We start from the raw sequence: 18,378 nt of genomic DNA, 5'->3' as shown, positions 1-18,378 counted from the left end.
TAGACGCTGTCCTCAGCCACCTCGCCAAAACCTACCGTAATATGGTGTTGGTTTATTAGCGCTGATTTAGTGGGGATCCCTCAGGGCTTAGGCCGGTTTTTACATTTGATGAACTTATCAATGTCCACTAAGAGCGAACAGCGGATGTAAGCTATTTTCATATTTAATAGAGGCTATTTTCAAGTTTCACATTTATAAAAAGATCAACCTATTATTTAAAGGCCATGCAGTTAATCTACTCAGGAATTATTTGCAATTCATGACAATGATAATTACGGCTCTTAAATAATATCTTCAGCTATTATTAGAGCAGAAACATGTCTTTTATGAATATTTTCATCCCTACAGCCACAATCATTCACATGCGCATGGCGTTCCCATAAACCATCATCTCTCCTTAGATAAAACCAACCGGGACTAAAACCTGCCTTGGTCATTTCTATGCCGGGATGCATAACGACTAATTCACAAATTTCAATCAGGTTATGCGCATGATTTATAATGCCCACACCCTTTTGATAGACAGTCTCATATCCCCTACCAGGATGTTTAATAAGCTCATCAACTTCTAAAGCTAAATATTTTTTATTCTCTAGTATTTTTTCAATTTTAGGAAGCCGCAATGGTGCGATCAAATTAGCAGAACCGAAAATTACAATATTAGGCACATTAATAAATGTGCCACCAGAAATTTTACCTCCGCTAGTTTCAATAAAATCAAATAACTCACTGACTTGCCCTCCACGATAAAAAGCTGTTGATGGGGATGCAATTTTTTCGAAACTTGTTTGATACTCAGGCAAATCTAATGCTCGTTTAAATACAGGAACCGGGAAATTGGGATCACGTATTTCTTCTATTTCTCTCCAAGGCAGCTCCAAAAGAGCTTTAAGCATTGGATCTTTATTGGATGGAGGGAATATAGAATCCGTATCTTTAAAACCTTTTTTAGCAGCATATTCACGAAATAACGACCTTTCTGCTGTAATGTGAGCAACAAAGCATTCACTTGGGATCGGTTTTCCCAAAGTAGGACCTAGCAACCATGCCTTTTGCACTTCAGTGCGGGGTAAATACCCATTAATTGTCAATGAAGCTAAATTTACAAGACCAACCTTTTTAGCAGTAGATTTATCAATTACATAAAAATGTCCATCTCCTGCCTCATATTCGTATTGAGCAAATTTTTTCCGCTCCAAAAGAAAGTTTTCGAAACAATCTTCACACATATCGATGCCGGGGCTTTCAGTGTATTTATGACTAGCAAACCATGCACTGACTGCTGGACTTGAACTGCAATCAACATAAAAAGATCGCCAACCGTAATGCTGTAAAAGTGCTTGAACATAATTATTGTCATTTACGTGCTCGCCAACTATTCCTTCAAGAACTTTACTTGCATAACGCATCCATTTTATTGTTTCGGATGGAACGCAAACGTGCCGATCAAATGAGGCAACTACAGAAGGCTTATTTATTTCACCATAATGATTAAGTTGCCCTCTAAACAAAAAATCACCATCAAACCTAGTGATTAAACTTTCTAATTCACTAAGGGATTTAACTTTAAAGTGTTCCAACTTGCTCCTCCATAGAATATACATTCAACTTTCAAGATGATAAGAATGTAGCTAAAAATCTAGAACGGGACTTCATCGCTGTTTATCGAACCTTCATGATGAAATATTTCCTTAGGCAAAGGAATACTGCTTACAGTGTATAGGTTTAGGATATCGTCTCTATCCATAAACATTATTTGACTTCTTTTACTAGCATCAAGTTTTCCTCCAAGCCAATTCCTTGCTTGTTTAGTTATCTCGCCACCTGCAACTATAAAGGCATGATCAACAAGCACTTTTCTACTAGATTCTGGGTCAAATATCTCATGACCAAGCATCATTAAAACTTGGTTATGAATCTCGGATACATTAACGTTAGAAGCCTTACTGACTCCGGATGCATCAAGTTTTCCTTTCTTTGCTTGGATGCCAAAATAAAGAACGTGCTGAGTTGGAAGTGTATATCGCATCCAAATATCCTTACCATATTCTAACGCTTTATCCTTATGACCTGAAGCTGACACACGATGAAAACCAAGTTGCCGGAATAAGGGGAGGAGTATTTCCTCAATTAATTCATCTTCAGAACAGGTATCAAGATACTGTATTAGTAAGGATCTCCGTTTTAATTCCTGAGGAGTAAAGGGTCGATGTGGATTATTCGTCATTGAAACTATTTTAGTTCCAATATGACGAATATATAATAAATTGTCGTCATCAAAAAACGCTTCGTATCCTTCACGAATTAAGGGCTTATTTAATTCGTTTAATGCATCCTTCCTTTCTGGATCTTCGTCGCTAGCATCTTCTTTTAACATCAATACTCTAAGAACCTGAACAAAACTTTCAGGTAATGCATAAGCCTTTGGTTGTGGCTCTTGAAGTAGTTCTTCTAATCTTTCTACCGTCCATATCCATCGAGTTGAGCCATCATGAACGAAATCCAAATCGCACTCTTGAAAAAACTCAGTTATGAATGAACTGGATCTATAGGTAAAAACCTGATTATCTCCAATTATACATTCCGCAATAGCTCTAAGGTTTCTAGGTCTAAATTTCATATACTTTTATCTCCTAATTACTCTTAAAGTAGTGAATCTTTTTCAGTTGAAAATGTTTTTTATCATTATCTAAAATTTTGTCTATACTCAGTTTTGCCACTCAACTGCTTAAGCAAAGCATAAGAGCCACTAAGAGCGAAAAATTAACTTGGATTGCCGTACGTTGCCCAAATGAAAATAATACGACTATGCGGAAAACTTACAAAGCTTAATGCTAAAATAACATATCTATCATTAAGTCCGACAATCCATGATATCAGTTTAAATATTGAAGTTAATAATGACCGTTTCTTTACCTGCATTACTGAACGTAAATGGGAAAAGGCTTTTTCCCTCAATATGGCGAAGTAAATCCCTTTTCAAACGTCTTAACGATATCTCCTTAGAAATCCGTCCAGTTAGGTAAAAATCAAGCGATTCTTTACGGCAAATTGCTCGGGCCATGCCTTCTATACCAGATTCATGCAACATTTCTGCGCGTTCGCGGCTAATTCCATTAATTAAGAAGACTATATCATCGATTATTGCTGTAAGCATTTTGATTGCGGCGACACTATTTCCTACAGAAACGTGCTTCCAGATAGGTTCATGGTGTGCAACTCTATTTCTCAACTCTTTAATAGGTAACAATTTCTTATGAACACTTCCATGTCTGCGCTCTGAAGGTAATAAATTTGGAAAAACCATCGGTTCTAAATTTGGCCATAATCGATCAGATGTATTGAGATCATGATAGTTTTTCTCAAACATGCCAACCCAAAAGCCAAACATCAATTCTGCAACAATTGCATCTGCATGCTGAGGCTTATGGCCACTGATCAGCTTTTCTTTTGCTTGTTTCAGCATGCTTTCATGCCGTGATGTCCATATCTTTTTGCTCTTACGACTTCCAGTGCTTACGCTTTTTCGATAGAAATCGTTCGACAAATGGGGATATTGGGTCATGAAGGAGTTAAAATAATCATGTCCAGCCAGCTTTGTTAAAGGCTCAAACCAAGCAGAGTTGTTAAAGTGGGCTGAAGCCCCATTATGAATGCCGTTTCTTAAGGTTACCTCAAGGCATTGCAAGAGAGGGAAAAGTGCAGCGCCTACGCGTTTGTTCCAGACATAGGCTCCGATGCACTCTCCAAGAGTGCCATTGTCTGTTAGAGCAATGTATGATTTAAGTCGAGCCTTAGATATGTAGGCTTCAATCGCGATGTTGTTGTGTGGTTGCAAAGTCCCCTCTCTACTGGTAGAGTTTATCGTAATGAACGCGTATGTCATTCCCTGTAATTACATAATACATATGCTGAATGCGGTCAGATACATGAATTTAGTAATGTGTTTGCCCAACAACAAAAGCGCCTTTTGGCGCTTTTGTTGTTTTTATAGCCAGCATCTTCACCAGAAATCGTTGTATCGGTTGAAGATCCGCCCCTAGTAGAAAGCAGACCTATTTACAGCATCAGCGCCTAATAATTTCAACATGATGCATAGCGGCTTCGGTCGCTTTTTTCTTATCTAAGCTAAGGTGTTCATCCTGAGTGCACACTAGTGTACAACTTGCCTCAACCTATTCACCACTTAACTAATTGAAGTTATTATATAAAACCCCGAAGTGAATAGTGTGAACACTTTTACCTGAAATCATTTTATTTGATTTTTAGGTTGACCGTTGATTATCTTAGCGAAACCGTTCCGGGGTATGAGATCCAATAATTGGTACACGTTTAGGTACACAGAACAAAGTTGAATTAGATAAAAACACTTAAATACATGTGCTTGCGAAACATATTCAGATTCCGCCAGCCCTGAAAGCCCTGCGGGCTTTTTTGTGCCTTAAAAGTTCCAATATCAGATACCAGATGATCAACACACTCTCACTTCCCCGCCCAAAAATTTCACGTGCTCCCCTGCCGTTAACTCCCTATTATGTCGTGGGTTAATTCACGTTAAGGTGCGGTAAAAAATGACAAAACTTCGGGTTGGCATTGTGTTTGGCGGTAAGTCAGCGGAGCATGAAGTCTCTTTACAGTCAGCAAAAAATATCATTGATGCCATTGATCAATCCCGCTTTGACATTTCGCTTTTGGGTATTGATAAACAGGGGCAGTGGCATCTGAATGAAGCTTCCGACTTTCTGCTGAACGCAGAAAACCCCTCGCTGATTGCCCTTAACCAGTCGGGAAAAAATGTCGCGCTCATCCCCGGACAAACTCACCATCAGTTCATCGAATCCTCCAGCGCGGGTCAGCTTGCCCAGCTGGATGTGATTTTTCCCATTGTGCACGGTACTCTCGGCGAAGATGGCTCGCTGCAGGGCATGTTGCGTATGGCTAATCTGCCTTTTGTCGGTTCTGGCGTACTGGGTTCTGCGGTCTGTATGGATAAGGACTTTACCAAGCGCCTGCTGCGTGATGCCGGTATCACCGTCGCACCTTCTGTCACCCTGACCTGTTCCCGACGCCAGCATGCCGATTTTGATGACATCAAAACGCAGCTCGGCATACCCATGTTTATTAAACCGGCCAATCAGGGATCTTCGGTCGGCGTAAGCAAAGTTTATGATGCTGAGCAATTTGAACAGGCGTTGGATCTGGCCTTTAGTTTTGATCGCAAAGTGCTGATTGAAAAAGCGATTAACGGGCGTGAGATAGAGTGTGCAGTGCTGGGTAACGAAAATCCTGAAGCCAGCCTGTGTGGTGAAGTGGTGTTAAGTGACGACTTCTACTCTTATCAGACTAAATATATTGATGAAAATGGTGCACGCGTAGTGGTGCCTGCTGATATTTCGCCGCAGGCTGGCGATGCGATTCGCCAGTTGGCCATACGTGCGTTCCTCGCGCTGGAGTGCAGCGGGATGGCGCGGGTAGATGTATTTTTGACTGACGATAATCAAATTATTGTCAACGAGGTCAATACGCTGCCTGGCTTCACCAATATCAGTATGTATCCGAAACTATGGCAAGCCAGCGGACGCAGTTATTCAGCGCTGATTACCCGCCTGATTGAACTGGCGCTGGAACGTCATCAGCAGGAATCAGCGCTTAAAAGCTCGATTACTTCCTGAAACTGCCCAATCCTGTAACCCGTGATTCAGCATCGCGGGTTACAGAAAAGTCGATGCAGGCGGTTAACTCAAATCAGCCCCATTTGACGCAATCACCTGCTGATACCAGCTAAATGACTTCTTCTTGTAGCGATTACCGCTGCCGGCAATATTGTCATCCAGATCGACATAAATAAAACCATAACGCTTAGACATCTCACCGGTCGACATACTGACCAGGTCAATACATCCCCACGGCGTATACCCCATCAGCTCAACGCCGTCGTCAATCGCCTCAGCCATCGCTTCGATATGTTTGCGCAGGTAGTTAATACGATAATCATCAGCGATGTAATTATTTTCATCCGGCTTATCGATGGCACCGAGTCCGTTTTCAACAATAAACAGCGGCTTCTGGTAGCGGTCATAGAGTTGATTAAGCGCGATACGCAGACCAACCGGATCAATTTCCCAGCCCCACTCACTGGCTTCGAGGAACGGGTTACGCACGCCACCCAACAGGTTACCTTGCGCGCTATCCACATCCGGATTGGTTTCATTAAGGGTGGTCGACATATAGTAGCTGAAGCCAATATAGTCGACGGTGTAGTCGGCAATCAGCGCCAGATCGCCCGGCTCGATCGACAGTTCCACCCCGAGTTTTTTCCACAGGCTTTTGGCGTAGTAAGGATATTTGCCGCCGGCCTGCACGTCGGTACAATAAAGATTAAATGCCTGCTGGGACTGCAATGCCGTTAGCTGATTAATTGGATGACAATCCCAGGCATAAGTCGTGGCATAGAGGATCATGCAACCCATCTGGATTTGCGGATTCACCTCGCGGGCGATTTTCACTGCGGTACTGCTGGCAACAAATTGATTATGCCAGGCCTGGAATTTCGCCTGCGGCTCAAGCGCCCCGCTGTTAACAATCAACCCCTGACTCATGATCGGGAAGTGGGCCGCGCTGTTGATTTCGTTGAAGGTCATCCAGTATTTGACCTTATCACCAAAGCGTTCAAGCACCGTGCGGGCAAAGCGCTCAAAAAATGCTACCAGCGCACGGTTCTTCCAGCCGCCATACTCCGTTGCCAGCTTTAGCGGCATCTCATAGTGCGAAAGGGTGATCACCGGTTCGATGCCATAAGCGAGGCACTCATCAATCACCTGCTGATAATGCGCCAGACCGGCTTCATTCGGCGTCTCTTCCACGCCATTCGGGTAAATACGCGTCCAGGCGATCGAGAAGCGATAACACTTAAAACCCATCTCCGCAAACAGCGCAATATCCTGTTTAAAACGGTGATAGTGATCAATGCCTTTGTGATTGGGGTAAGTGAACCGTTGCGGGTCAAGTGAAAAGTCGAACTCTGGCGAGGAGACGATAGTTAACCGTTGTTTGCCGCCTGGTATCGCATCGACAATGGATGGCCCCTTCCCCTCTTCGTCCCACGCCCCTTCAACCTGGTTTGCGGCGGTTGCACCACCCCATAAAAAATTTTGAGGAAACTTACCATTCATTAACCACACTCCTGCTGTTAACAATCAAAGATTATTGTCACCCGCAGCGCCATGCTACTGAGCGATCAGGCTTTTTTCGAGTGTATGCGAAAATGACACCGCGGAACAGGGATGGCGCGACAGAACAGACATATTACTGATTTACATCAGATAGTAAGTCAAATTAGCATCGCCATTTTCATGGCGAAGATATCACTTTTCATTAAGTATTATTATATTAGTTTTTATATTAATAATTTCATTTAATATTATTAACAAAATTAAATTTCCTCATTTTTCATCTTATAACTTAAGTTTTAATAGTTATTTGCCATAAAGTAAGGTTAAGCTGTTCACTGATTCACTGCCGCTTACTGAATAACGTCGACCAGGCATGGTTGAGCTGCCTGATGAGTCGGCAAGAAAACTCCTCCATTATTTCAGGTTTATACATGAACACTATCTATTTACCGCTGTTTATTGCCATCATATTTGAAGTCATTGGTACCACACTGATGAAATTCGCTGAGGGCTTCACTAAACCCGGATACACCGTGGCAACGCTGGCCTGTTACGGTGTGGCATTCTACTGTCTGTCTTTAACCCTGCAACATATCCCTACCGGCATTGCCTACGCAATCTGGTCTGGGGTCGGTATTGTATTGATTTCTCTGGCAGCATGGGTGCTTAATGGTCAGAAGCTGGATCTGGCAGCAATTATCGGACTGGCATTTATTATTGTTGGGGTCATCATCGTAAACGTGTTTTCTAAAACGGTTCCGCATTAGGGCGGGTTTTGAAACACTCAGACCTGCTTTTGCTTTAAGTTACTTTAAAATAATGAGTGTTCTGGCGTTTCATTTCTACAACAATTAAACAAATAGCGGCTCGTCATTTATATTAAACATGGAAGAAACAAGCTCAATGCTTCACTCTCCAATTTAATATAAATGCTGTCCAGACTACCGTTTTTCAGAAATCAATAACAAGTAAAGTGCTTATCATGTCATTAAAAAAAGAGATTATCATGGATGTCGCGACCACTCTTTTCAATAAGGAGGGGTATCAGTCGGTTGGCGTGGATAAAATCGCGGCGGAAGCCGGGGTTTCTAAACTGACACTTTACCGTCATTTTCCTTCGAAAGAGCGTCTGATTAATGAAGTGTTGTGCAAGCGCAAAGAAGACTTTCTGCAAAACCTTTCATTAGTGATTCAACACCATAAGACTACAAAAGATCAGCTCTTTTCTTTCTTTTACTTTTATCATAATTGGTTTAAACATGAAGATTTTTACGGTTGTATGTTTACCCACTCACTTTCAGAGTTTGGTCGTAAATCGACAGCCGTAGCGGAAATTAATCAAGAGATAAAGCGGCATTTAATGCAAATATTAATGACAATTTTATCACCGTTAGTTAAAGGCGAAAGAGCACATCGCATTGCCTATATTTTTATTATTTTGATTGATGGATCGATTACAGCAGAGCTGACATGGCGCGATCAAAATGAATACTCGCCCGCGTTGGTGGCATGGTCAACCGCCAAAACCATTCTTGAATCTGAAGGGATTATTATTCAATAACAGCGACATTAAAATCCGTCAGAGAGGGTGAAACCATTATCCTCTGACAGCCGCTACTCTGCTGTCGACTGGCTTTAACAAAAACCAATATAAATGATTAATAAATTAATTACATATTAAAAAATAACACACTAATAATAAAATTTATAATAATACGTATTTTAACTTCATATCCATACAGACCGTACGGTATTATTATCAATAATTAGCGCAATCCAATATAGGGTTTATCTGAATTTATAAAAAAACGCTTCAAACAAAATCAACAGGATAGATTAAATATAAACAATTATTTAATATTTTCATTGAAAAACAGATCTGTTTACTTTAATTTCTTTTTTATAAAGGAGCTTCAGGGATTAACTCTATGGAAAGTTCAGTCAGCCATAACGCCTCATCTCTCTCGGGGAGATTTTTACCTGCGGCTTTAGATGAATATATATGCACTCTTCTGGGTACCATGCATCTTGATTCTATTTTTAGTCATTATCCGTCACTGGTTGCCCAGTTGACCGAAGCGGTAGAAACTGAACTGACATCAGCCTATGGCGACAGCAGCACTGATAACAGCCGTAAAACAATACAAAAAACTTTATTCTGGCTTTATCAGACCACACTCGTCGACCCACTGGCACCGGAAAGTAAAAACCAACATAACGCGGTGATGGTTACGTTACGAAGAATGATTGAAAAAACCTGGCTGGCGTACGAAATGCAAAATTGTTGCATGCCTGGGCTGCCCTTAACTGTTTCACCCGCTTCTTTTTCCCAGCATTTACAACAGTTATGGATTAATCATCGCGCGTCTGAGCATCCGATCTATGAATTTCTACAACATCAGGCATCAAGAGCACAACTCAGTTATTTCTTCAAATCTGACAGTGCGCTCAATCTGTTATTTTTCGACCTGATAGCCATGGCGCTGGTCGGAGCACGTCCGGATACCCGCGGTGAACTGAGCCGGAATATGTGGGATGAGTCGGGTATGGGAAGCGATTACTTCACTCATGTGAATCTGTATAAATCCTTGCTGGCAGAAAACCTGATTCCTCTGCCGGACGATAATTACGTCCATTTGTTAGGCTGGCAAGGGCTGACCGGTTATAACCTATTTTTACTTGGCGGCATAAACCGGGAGCACTACTTCAAACTGATTGGTGCACTGGCGATTACCGAACTGCTCGATCCCAGCCAGTATCAGAAACTGGTTTATGGCAGTAAAAGGCTGGGACTGAGCGATCAGCAGCTTCACTACTATACTGAACATATTGATGTGGATGTTATTCACGCCAATGGCTGGTTACAAAACGTTATCACCCCTGTCGTTTATCAAACACCGGCAGCGATGACAGAAATCTGGATTGGTGCCAATCTGCGACTTAATACTGTCGATAAATACTACGATTACTTACTTGAAGAAGTAAAAAAAATAAATTAGCTGGCGATAAAAACATTTTACACGCAGCAACGTCGATAATGACTAATTCATTCCCGGAATGCACTAACAGGTTTTATTCTGAATACCAGGCGAAATATGCAGTTCCGGCACTCCCTCAGGGTGAATGCCGGGGCTTTTTGATGCATAAAAAGACCGTGACACAAGTATGCCATGGCTTTAATGCAAGCGACGATTCCTTTTATACCTGGCTCTATCTGTCGTTTAGCCTGTGCTGACGACTTATAATCCCGGGCCTGCGGATCAGGCCCACTTTCGCCTGCAACACGACAACTGAGAATGGACTCATGAATATTCAGGGATGTTCCCAACAGAGCAATCTTACCGTGGTTCCGAATAACAGGGATAATTATCCGGAGCAACACAGTCCACAGATAAATTCCGCGTCACCTATTCCGATGACGTGTAAAAATCTAAATTACCTCAGAAGCTTAAGTACCTCATTGCGCAAAGCCTTATTGCAGATCGCCGGCTGCAACAGACACTGGAGTGCAATTCCACTGCAGGGTAGCGATAGCTTTGCCGTAGAAGCGATGCTTTGCTCACTGCTGACCGCCACCGACCATCTGTTAATCGTTGAGAATGGTAGTTACGGCTACCGTATGGCAGAGATTTGCCATATCTATCATATCCGCCATTCGGTATTGCATTTTGATCCCCGGCGCGGCATTGAACTGAATCAGGTAGCCCTGGCACTGGAACAGGATCGCTCGATTACCCACATCGCTGCAGCGCATTTTGAGAAGCTGCACGGGGTGAAGAACGATATTGACGGCCTGGCGCAACTGGCAGGGGTGCATGGCTGTCGCCTGATGGTCGATGCAGTGTATACGTTTGGCGCACTTCCCCTCAATTACACGGCTCCATCCCTGGCCGCTGTCGCACTCTCTTCCAATAAATGCCTGCATGCACCGCCGGGTATCGCCTTTGTGTTGGTATGCAAAAGCGAACTGGCACAGCGGACGCCACCACGCACCTATAGCCTCGACCTTAAAGCGCAACATCGCGCACTGGAGCAACAGGGACAGTGGCGTATCTCGCCCTGCCTGTCGATGATGGAGGGGTTGCATCAGGCGATAGAGCGCTACCTGCAGCAAGGCGGCCGGGAAGCGCGCTATCAGTTGTATTGCCAGCGCATGATTCATCTGTTGAAAGGAATGGCTGCGTTGGGGTTCAGGCCATGCATTGAGCCGCAATACTGTGCGCCATTGTTAGTTACGCTGGCCGCACGCGGTGGGCAGCAATTTGATATCGGTCAGCTAAACGAGTGCATACGCCAGCGCCAGCTGGCATTGCGTGTCACACCCGGTGAAGAACCGAGGTCATTCCGGATTAGTGTGATGGGTGAATTCAGTCTTACCGATATCGACAGTCTGGTGGCCGCCTTTCGCGACCTGGCCCGAGTGCAGCGAGTCCACCCTCAGTGAGTTACCCTCGGGTTAATCTCTCCCAAGGTTTATAAACGGGCGTGGCTGCTGTATCCACGCCGCTGAAAAGGAGATCAATTATGCGCCTTGCATGTCTGATGGCAGGAACCGGACGCCGCCTGATGCCGTTAACGACGTTACACCATAAAGCCTGTTTACAGCTGGATAAGCGCAGAATTATTGATTACCAGCTCAGCACTTTTGAGCGGGCAGGCATAGGCCATAAAACCTTTGTTCTCGGCCATGGTGCAGTCGAGCTTTCCAGAGTGCTGTTCGAATCACTACAAAACAGCCACTTTTCGCTGTTAAACAATCCTCTCTATCACTCATTTAATCTTGACTGGAGTGCCTGGCTGGCGCTGCATCAGGACGACGGGCCGGTAATCTATTACGAAGGCGACCTGCTGATACCCTCCTCGCTGTTAAAAGAGGTTAACAACCATCCGGACGAGATTTGCGTTGCTATGGACTCAGCCTGCCAGGGGATTGGTGCAAACGCCTGGCAGCTTACGCCGCAGCAAAACGGTATCTGTGGTGGATTTATTGCGCTGGTGAAGCTGGGTGCTGCCGCGCGCCAGTTTGTCGTTGAGCAGCTGGCGATTCAGCCTTACGAAGGAGAAATTCAACTGTATAAGATTTTACAGCGTGCTTTTATGTTGTTTTCCACCACTTATATTGATACGGCAGGTCGGCCGTGGATCAGAATTGATAACCTGGAGGAGCTACGGCGCGCCAGCCTGTTGGCAGAGGAAATTGTTAATTCTTAAACGCCTGCTCTGCCGATGAAAATAATAGCCTGCTGAAGATAAAATTAATCCGGTCTGAGTCAAGCATTAAGCGATTCAGGCCACAAACGCTGCAAATATTTAGCTAACCGTGAATAGGGTTGGCGCTGACTGTTGACGCGCAAAACCCACTGGATAAGAGGAAAGTCGCCATGCCTTTATTAACAATACCCCGATCACATACTCCCAGATTTGATCACTTTTCAATAGATTGTTTTTTAGATGAAACACTAAGAGAAGGTGCGGAAAGATGCCCATTCTCAGTGCCAGCGGAAGAAAAGTCCGCTTTGGTAAATGCTATTATGGATACGGGCATAAAGGATATTGTTTATGGCTCCGGACCTCAAGATCCTGAGGACTTATTCCGCATACTTAATCAACTGGAACAGCAAAATCGTCTGGCACCTGACCTGCGATTTTCATTTATTATGCTGCTAAATTGTCATCAACCTATTCTGCCACAGTTCAAAAAATTTCCGAGGCATCTGAAAAAACATATCACAATAAGTTTCGGCATGATTTCCTACCTGGCCAATAAAAATATCTTCGAAAAAACGGCTGAGACTTTGCGTGCATGGGGATTTGATAGCTTTCGTGTAAGTTTGCTCAATAATTTCAACTCAGGTGTTGATGAGACAACTTATCACAGAATCACCGAAGAAATTAATCGTGCCGTTGCGGCCGGCATAGATATCGTTCGCATAAATGATTCACTTGGCACACTTTATCCGGAGATGGTCACCATCCTTGCAGCTAATCTCCGTTACGACTATCCCGCATTAAACTTCTGTTTGCACGCGCATAATGATCGTGGCTTGGGGATTCAGAACGCGCTGACATCAATTTACAATGGATTTAATCTGATTGAAGGGGGATTTGCAGGGACTGGAAATCGCTCAGGTTTGCCCGCAATTGAAATCCTGGATTATATTTTCAAAGAAAAGAAAATTACCATTAAAGGAAAGTACTTTGACAGTAAGAAAGTGCTGACTGCCGCATGTTTAACAGAAAGTACTTTTCTTTCCGTGCCTGACCTTTATCGGCCTGTCAGTGGTTATATGGTTGAACAACAGAATATGGGGGTCGCTAATATTCCTTCCTATCTGGGCGTGACGGGAAATGACCTTTATTTTCTTAATGACGTGGGTTTACATGATGAAACTATCAGAAAAATAATAGTCGACGAATGCATGCCAGACGATAAACAAGAAACCTTACTTATTGAAAAATTTAAGCACAAGCTTGAAGTGGAGCTAAATAACACCGCTACCAGAAAAAGAAAGGAATACGAAAAAATTAAAGAATCCATTAAGAAGTTTTACAGGACAGATATTCTGTACAGTGACGACCTGAAAAAAATTCTCAAAGATCTAATGAGTTAAAACATACACTGCGTCTTTCTGCGTATAAAATGAGGGAATAGCATGTTTATTATCGTTGCCCCGATATTTATGGTGATAATGATCGGTTATCTGTTTGGTCGTAAATACGCGCAGAGCACTGCGGCAGATAAACTTATCAACGACTATGTATTGTATGTGGCGCTGCCTGCCCTGCTGTTTCTCGCTATTGCACGTGCAGACAGCAGCGATCTCAATCAACCCGGCTTTATTATCGCCACTCTCTCGGGCATCGTGGTGGTCTATATTATCGCCAGCTATATCGCAAAAGCCCAGCGGATTGATCTGCCGCAAAGCGCGATCCTCAGTATGGGCGCCTGTTATGGTACCACTGGATATATGGGGGTGCCGATTCTCCTGGCAGTATTTGGCGAATCAGCCGCGCTGCCTGCGGCAATTGCCACCATTCTGCATAACATTCCGGCGATGATGGCGGTAATTATTAGTCACGATCTCTGTTCTGCTACTGCGAATGGAACCCGCCTTTCAGCCCGGCAAAGCCTGTTCAAAGCGCTGCGCGTGACGCTGACCAACCCGCTGACGTTGTCGGTCATTGCCGGGATGATATTCGTGATTTTTGACCTGCCGCTACCCGCCTTTCTGGTCAGCTTTTGCCATTTTCTTGGCAATGCTGCGGGTCCGACGGCATTATTTGCTCTGGGTTTAGGGCTGGCCCGCTGCCATCTGTGGCAACAGATTAATCCCGGCGTTCTCAGGCTGGTTGCACCGATGGTGCTGCTAAAACTGCTGATACAGCCAGCGATCACCCTGCTGGTCGCCATGCTAGTCTTTGGTCTGCGGTCTGACAATATCTGGTTAATTGCCGCGGTGGTCATGGCTGCACAGCCGATTGGTGCCGGGGTCTATGTGTTCGCCAGTAAGTATGGCAGTAATCAGCAAGTGGTCTCACTGGCGATTATTATCTCACTGCTGATGGCGCTGTTCACTTTGCCGCTTATTCTGCAGTTATTTGCGGGCGACACCGCCAATTTGCCTCTGGTCGGGGGTTTAGCGCTATAATCCGGGCAAATCAGCATAACAAGGATGCCAGAATGGTCACCAATACTGCGGTTAAACTACGCCCGCTGGAGCGCGAAGATCTCCATTTCGTTCATCAACTGGATAACAATGCCAGCGTGATGCGCTACTGGTTTGAAGAGCCGTATGAAGCTTTCGTTGAGCTGTCAGACCTCTATGACAAGCACATTCACGACCAGAGCGAGCGCCGTTTTGTGGTCGAACACAGCGGAGTGAAAGTTGGACTGGTTGAGCTGGTCGAGATTAACCATATCCACCGACGCGCAGAATTTCAGATTATTATCGACCCGTCACATCAGGGAAAAGGCTTAGCCAGTCAGGCGGCAAAACTGGCGATGGATTATGGTTTTTCGGTGCTCAATCTCTATAAACTCTATCTGATTGTCGATAAAGAGAATGAAAAAGCGATCCATATCTACACCAAGCTGGGATTTGATATTGAAGGGGAACTGATCCACGAGTTCTTTATTAATGGCGAATACCGCAACACCATCCGCATGTGCATTTTCCAGCAACAGTATCTGGCAAAATACAAAACCCAAGGCTCGATGGTTAAGCCCACCGCACAGTAAGTCGCACAGAAAAATCACAGCAATAACATATATTTGCAGGGTCGGCGTTCTCGCCGCCCATGACAAAGATGCAACACTACACCATCAGCCCCCTAGCTGCGTGCACCGACCGGATTCATGATCGGCTGCACTGCTTGCGGCTCAATGTAGTACATGCCGCCATGGAAAGGATCGACCAGCAGCCAGCCAATAAAGCCACCGAGCGGGATATTGCCGAGGCTGTACCACAGGCTGACATGCTGTTTCAGCGCCAGCGTTTGCGGCACATAACCTGGCGCTTCCAGCATGATCCGGAACTGCTTTTTGCCGAAATAACTGCCGTCCGATTTCTCCAGCATCACGGTTTGTGGTGTCCTGCCCTGCGCCACCGCGCGTCCGGTTTCATCCTGCACCACAAAGCTGGCACCCTGTGGACGTGAATCAATATGTACTGCCTGCGCGTCATCACCGACTATTGTGGCGCAACCGCTCAGCATCACCAGCGAAACCAGTGCCAGCAGAATCGATTTCATCATGCTTCCTGAATCAATAAATTATGCCGTTAGTCTAAACGCCAGGCGCTGGCTTTTCATTACTCACGCCCGGTATAGCCAGGCGTAATAACGCAAATTTTCAGTGGGTTATCTTTAATAGCAGCATTTTACGATGGCGGCGATATCCGCCGGTGTGGTGCGGCAGCAGCCCCCAATCAGTTTTGCGCCAGCGGCTTGCCACTGCGGCAATTTATCGCTTAACGAACAGCCGTCGGCGTCGTTGCTCCAGGTTTTGCTGCTCGCATCATAATGTTCACCGGAGTTGGGGTAGACCACCAGCGGCAAGGCGGTCAGTGCGTTCAGGGTGTGAAGCGCGGCAGTGACACTCTCCAGCGCAATACAGTTGATACCCATTGCCACCACTTGCGGCGAAGCGGCCAGCAACGCCACCACAGCAGATAACGGCGTGCCGTCGCTAAGATGCTCGCTGTCACGCAGGGTGAAGGAGAACCACGCCGGGGTTGACGGGAATTCCTGTAGCAGCGCCACCAGCGCCTTAATTTCAGTGAATGACGGCAGCGTTTCGCAAGCCAGCAGATCAACGCCCGCCGCCACCAGCGTCGCAATGCGCGGGCGGTGGAAATCCATCATTTCAGCCTGCGGCAACTGATAATCACCGCGATATTCGGAGCCGTCGGCCAGGTAAGCGCCATAGGGCCCGACCGAACCGGCAATCAGTAATTTTTCACGTTGCGGATGCTGAGCCAGATAGTCAGCACGCGCCCGTGCGGCCAGTTCGACGCTGCGGCGAATCAGTGCCTGCGACTGCGCGGCATCCAGCCCACGCGTGGCAAAGCCCTGCGGCGTCGCCTGATAGCTGGCGGTGATCGCACACTGCGCCCCGGCGTTGAAATAATCGTAGTGAACCTGATAAATCAGCTCAGGATTTTCCATCAGCACTTTAGCCGACCACAGGCTGTCGGCCAGATCGCAGCCGCGCGCTTCCAGCTCAGTGGCCAGCGCACCATCAAGCACCAGAGTGGCATGATGCTTCAGGATTTCAGCAACGGGATTATTAAGCGACATGTTCGGCTTCCTTAGCAAGTTCACGCTTTTTCAGCAATTGAGTAAAATAGTACGCGCCATAGCAGATGGCAACGAATGGCAGGCCACACCATAACGCAATGCGTTGTTCAGGGTCGAATGCCAGCCCAATGCAGGCCAGTAAACAGAGTACGAAACCGACAACCGGCGTCAGCGGGAACCACGGCGCGCGATATTTCAGGTCGGACAGCGGCAATCCTGAACGCAGATGATGGCGACGGAAAGCGTAGTGCGAGGCGCAGATACTCAGCCAGACGGCCACCACGGCAAAACCGGAAATCGCGGACAGCGCAACAAACACCGTATCGGGCGCGATAACGCTGGAGAACAGCGCCAGCAGGCCGCCAAGCATACTGACCGAAATCGCCACCAGCGGAATACCGCGTTTGGTCATGCGCGAAAAACAGCGCGGCAGCGTGCGCTCATTCGACAGTGACCACAGCATCCGCCCCGACGCATACAGACCCGAGTTGGCCGCCGACAGAATCGCCGTCAGAATCACAAAGTTGAAAATATCGGCTGCATACGGAATACCAATTTTTTCAAATACCAGTACAAACGGGCTTTTAACGATGCCAGCCTGCTCCATCGGGATCAGCGCCGCCAGCACAAATACGGTACCAATAAAGAAAATCACCAGCCGTGCCACAGTCGTGCGGATCGCCATGGGCACCACTTTATGCGGATTTTCCGTTTCACCGGCGGCAATGCCGATAAGCTCAGTGCCGGAAAAAGCAAAGTTGACTGCCACCATGGTCATCAGAATCGGCAGCCCGCCATGCGGCAGCCAGCCAGAAGCGGTCAGATTGTGCAGGAACGGCGCACTGGAGCCATCTTTCATCGGGATAAAGCCAAACATCGCGCCAGCACCGAGAATGATAAACGCCAGAATCGTCACCACTTTGATAATCGAGAACCAGAATTCCCCTTCGGCAAAGAAGCGCGATGACACGACATTCAGCAAAAAGATAATCACGCAGAACAGCAGGCACCATACCCACACCGGGGTTTGCGGGAACCAGTACTGCATACAGAAACCGGCGGCGGTCAGGCTGGATCCCAGCGCCACCGTCCACGTCAGCCAGTAGAGCCAGGCGACGGTATAGCCGGTGGCCGGGCTGAGATAACGGGCAGCATAGACGTGGAAAGCGCCGGTCTCCGGCATGGCTACCGACAGTTCGCCGAGGCACAGCATTACCAGATACACCACCAGCGCGCCAATCAGATACGCCAGCAGGGTGCCCGCCGCGCCGGTGGTGGAAATGATATAGCCTGTATTAAAAAACAGTCCGGTGCCGATTACGCCGCCCAGTGACAGCATCACCAGATGGCGCGCTTTCATGGTGCGTTTAAACTGGCCGGAGGGGAGATTTTCTTGAGTTGACTGCAT

At 46.0% G+C, this 18,378-nt stretch carries 16 protein-coding genes; 9 read left to right on the top strand and 7 right to left on the bottom strand.

Translation table 11 applies throughout. The annotated features are described in order from the left end of the window. Positions 1 to 281: 281 nt before the first annotated feature. From NG42_RS20030 to NG42_RS20020, 3 genes are all read right to left on the bottom strand, one after another. The gene (locus NG42_RS20030; RefSeq protein ID WP_052902539.1) at positions 282 to 1,580 is read right to left on the bottom strand and encodes an FRG domain-containing protein; all 1,299 of its coding nucleotides are present in this window, start codon (positions 1,578 to 1,580) and stop codon (positions 282 to 284) included. Between the two features lie 59 nt (positions 1,581 to 1,639). Next, on the bottom strand, positions 1,640 to 2,620 hold the full coding sequence (locus NG42_RS20025) for a PDDEXK family nuclease (protein WP_052902537.1): 981 nt from the start codon (positions 2,618 to 2,620) through the stop codon (positions 1,640 to 1,642). A gap of 261 nt (positions 2,621 to 2,881) precedes the next feature. Continuing rightward, positions 2,882 to 3,838, bottom strand: a complete 957-nt coding sequence (locus NG42_RS20020; protein WP_162231042.1) for an Abi family protein — start codon at positions 3,836 to 3,838, stop codon at positions 2,882 to 2,884. 733 nt (positions 3,839 to 4,571) lie between these two features. Between NG42_RS20020 and ddlA the strand changes: the two genes are divergently transcribed. Then, the gene (ddlA, locus tag NG42_RS20015; RefSeq protein WP_052902532.1) at positions 4,572 to 5,672 is read left to right on the top strand and encodes a D-alanine--D-alanine ligase; all 1,101 of its coding nucleotides are present in this window, start codon (positions 4,572 to 4,574) and stop codon (positions 5,670 to 5,672) included. Between the two features lie 63 nt (positions 5,673 to 5,735). Here ddlA and NG42_RS20010 read toward each other — a convergent pair whose 3' ends face one another. Then, positions 5,736 to 7,172: a glycoside hydrolase family 1 protein gene (locus NG42_RS20010; RefSeq protein ID WP_052902531.1), complete on the bottom strand. Its 1,437-nt coding sequence runs from the start codon at positions 7,170 to 7,172 to the stop codon at positions 5,736 to 5,738. A gap of 431 nt (positions 7,173 to 7,603) precedes the next feature. Here NG42_RS20010 and NG42_RS20005 point away from each other — a divergent pair, with 431 nt between their 5' ends. From NG42_RS20005 to speG, 8 genes are all read left to right on the top strand, one after another. Then, positions 7,604 to 7,939: an SMR family transporter gene (locus NG42_RS20005; RefSeq protein ID WP_052902530.1), complete on the top strand. Its 336-nt coding sequence runs from the start codon at positions 7,604 to 7,606 to the stop codon at positions 7,937 to 7,939. Positions 7,940 to 8,154: 215 nt separating this feature from the next. Continuing rightward, positions 8,155 to 8,733: a TetR/AcrR family transcriptional regulator gene (locus NG42_RS20000; protein WP_052902529.1), complete on the top strand. Its 579-nt coding sequence runs from the start codon at positions 8,155 to 8,157 to the stop codon at positions 8,731 to 8,733. Between the two features lie 460 nt (positions 8,734 to 9,193). Continuing rightward, entirely contained in the window at positions 9,194 to 10,171 is a 978-nt protein-coding gene (locus NG42_RS19995; protein ID WP_241488387.1) for an iron-containing redox enzyme family protein, read from the top strand. Between the two features lie 461 nt (positions 10,172 to 10,632). Continuing rightward, positions 10,633 to 11,616 carry an aminotransferase class V-fold PLP-dependent enzyme gene (locus NG42_RS19990; protein WP_053115983.1) on the top strand — a complete coding sequence of 328 codons (984 nt, stop codon included), beginning with the start codon at positions 10,633 to 10,635 and terminating at the stop codon, positions 11,614 to 11,616. An 80-nt stretch (positions 11,617 to 11,696) separates the two neighbouring features. Further along, positions 11,697 to 12,383, top strand: a complete 687-nt coding sequence (locus NG42_RS19985) for a sugar phosphate nucleotidyltransferase (protein ID WP_052902527.1) — start codon at positions 11,697 to 11,699, stop codon at positions 12,381 to 12,383. A 170-nt stretch (positions 12,384 to 12,553) separates the two neighbouring features. Continuing rightward, a complete protein-coding gene (locus NG42_RS19980; protein ID WP_052902525.1) occupies positions 12,554 to 13,783 on the top strand; it encodes a beta/alpha barrel domain-containing protein in 1,230 nt (409 codons plus the stop codon). A gap of 42 nt (positions 13,784 to 13,825) precedes the next feature. After that, positions 13,826 to 14,821 carry an AEC family transporter gene (locus NG42_RS19975; protein WP_053115984.1) on the top strand — a complete coding sequence of 332 codons (996 nt, stop codon included), beginning with the start codon at positions 13,826 to 13,828 and terminating at the stop codon, positions 14,819 to 14,821. 32 nt (positions 14,822 to 14,853) lie between these two features. Then, positions 14,854 to 15,411: a spermidine N1-acetyltransferase gene (speG, locus tag NG42_RS19970; RefSeq protein ID WP_052902523.1), complete on the top strand. Its 558-nt coding sequence runs from the start codon at positions 14,854 to 14,856 to the stop codon at positions 15,409 to 15,411. Positions 15,412 to 15,503: 92 nt separating this feature from the next. On the opposite strand, the gene NG42_RS19965 is transcribed toward speG, so the two are convergent. From NG42_RS19965 to mmuP, 3 genes are all read right to left on the bottom strand, one after another. Next, positions 15,504 to 15,923: a putative periplasmic lipoprotein gene (locus NG42_RS19965; RefSeq protein ID WP_052902521.1), complete on the bottom strand. Its 420-nt coding sequence runs from the start codon at positions 15,921 to 15,923 to the stop codon at positions 15,504 to 15,506. A 114-nt stretch (positions 15,924 to 16,037) separates the two neighbouring features. Continuing rightward, entirely contained in the window at positions 16,038 to 16,970 is a 933-nt protein-coding gene (gene mmuM / locus NG42_RS19960; protein WP_052902518.1) for a homocysteine S-methyltransferase, read from the bottom strand. Beyond that, positions 16,960 to 18,378 (bottom strand): S-methylmethionine permease, encoded by a 1,419-nt coding sequence (mmuP, locus tag NG42_RS19955; RefSeq protein WP_052902515.1) that lies wholly within the window; start codon positions 18,376 to 18,378, stop codon positions 16,960 to 16,962. Before mmuP ends, mmuM begins: the two co-directional genes overlap by 11 nt.

The organism is Winslowiella iniecta, assembly GCF_001267535.1.
GTDB classification, from domain to species: domain Bacteria; phylum Pseudomonadota; class Gammaproteobacteria; order Enterobacterales; family Enterobacteriaceae; genus Erwinia; species Erwinia iniecta.
This window is presented reverse-complemented; position numbering and strand designations above follow the sequence as displayed.

Bases quoted from the DNA above. Each gene is read 5' to 3' on its own strand.
- NG42_RS20025 (WP_052902537.1), bottom strand. From the start codon at position 2,620: ATGAAATTTAGACCTAGAAACCTTAGAGCTATTGCGGAATGTATAATT.
- ddlA (WP_052902532.1), top strand. From the start codon at position 4,572: ATGACAAAACTTCGGGTTGGCATTGTGTTTGGCGGTAAGTCAGCGGAG.
- NG42_RS20010 (WP_052902531.1), bottom strand. From the start codon at position 7,172: ATGAATGGTAAGTTTCCTCAAAATTTTTTATGGGGTGGTGCAACCGCC.
- NG42_RS20005 (WP_052902530.1), top strand. From the start codon at position 7,604: ATGAACACTATCTATTTACCGCTGTTTATTGCCATCATATTTGAAGTC.
- NG42_RS20000 (WP_052902529.1), top strand. From the start codon at position 8,155: ATGTCATTAAAAAAAGAGATTATCATGGATGTCGCGACCACTCTTTTC.
- NG42_RS19995 (WP_241488387.1), top strand. From the start codon at position 9,194: ATGCATCTTGATTCTATTTTTAGTCATTATCCGTCACTGGTTGCCCAG.
- NG42_RS19985 (WP_052902527.1), top strand. From the start codon at position 11,697: ATGCGCCTTGCATGTCTGATGGCAGGAACCGGACGCCGCCTGATGCCG.
- NG42_RS19980 (WP_052902525.1), top strand. From the start codon at position 12,554: ATGCCTTTATTAACAATACCCCGATCACATACTCCCAGATTTGATCAC.
- NG42_RS19975 (WP_053115984.1), top strand. From the start codon at position 13,826: ATGTTTATTATCGTTGCCCCGATATTTATGGTGATAATGATCGGTTAT.
- speG (WP_052902523.1), top strand. From the start codon at position 14,854: ATGGTCACCAATACTGCGGTTAAACTACGCCCGCTGGAGCGCGAAGAT.
- NG42_RS19965 (WP_052902521.1), bottom strand. From the start codon at position 15,923: ATGAAATCGATTCTGCTGGCACTGGTTTCGCTGGTGATGCTGAGCGGT.
- mmuM (WP_052902518.1), bottom strand. From the start codon at position 16,970: ATGTCGCTTAATAATCCCGTTGCTGAAATCCTGAAGCATCATGCCACT.
- mmuP (WP_052902515.1), bottom strand. From the start codon at position 18,378: ATGCAGTCAACTCAAGAAAATCTCCCCTCCGGCCAGTTTAAACGCACC.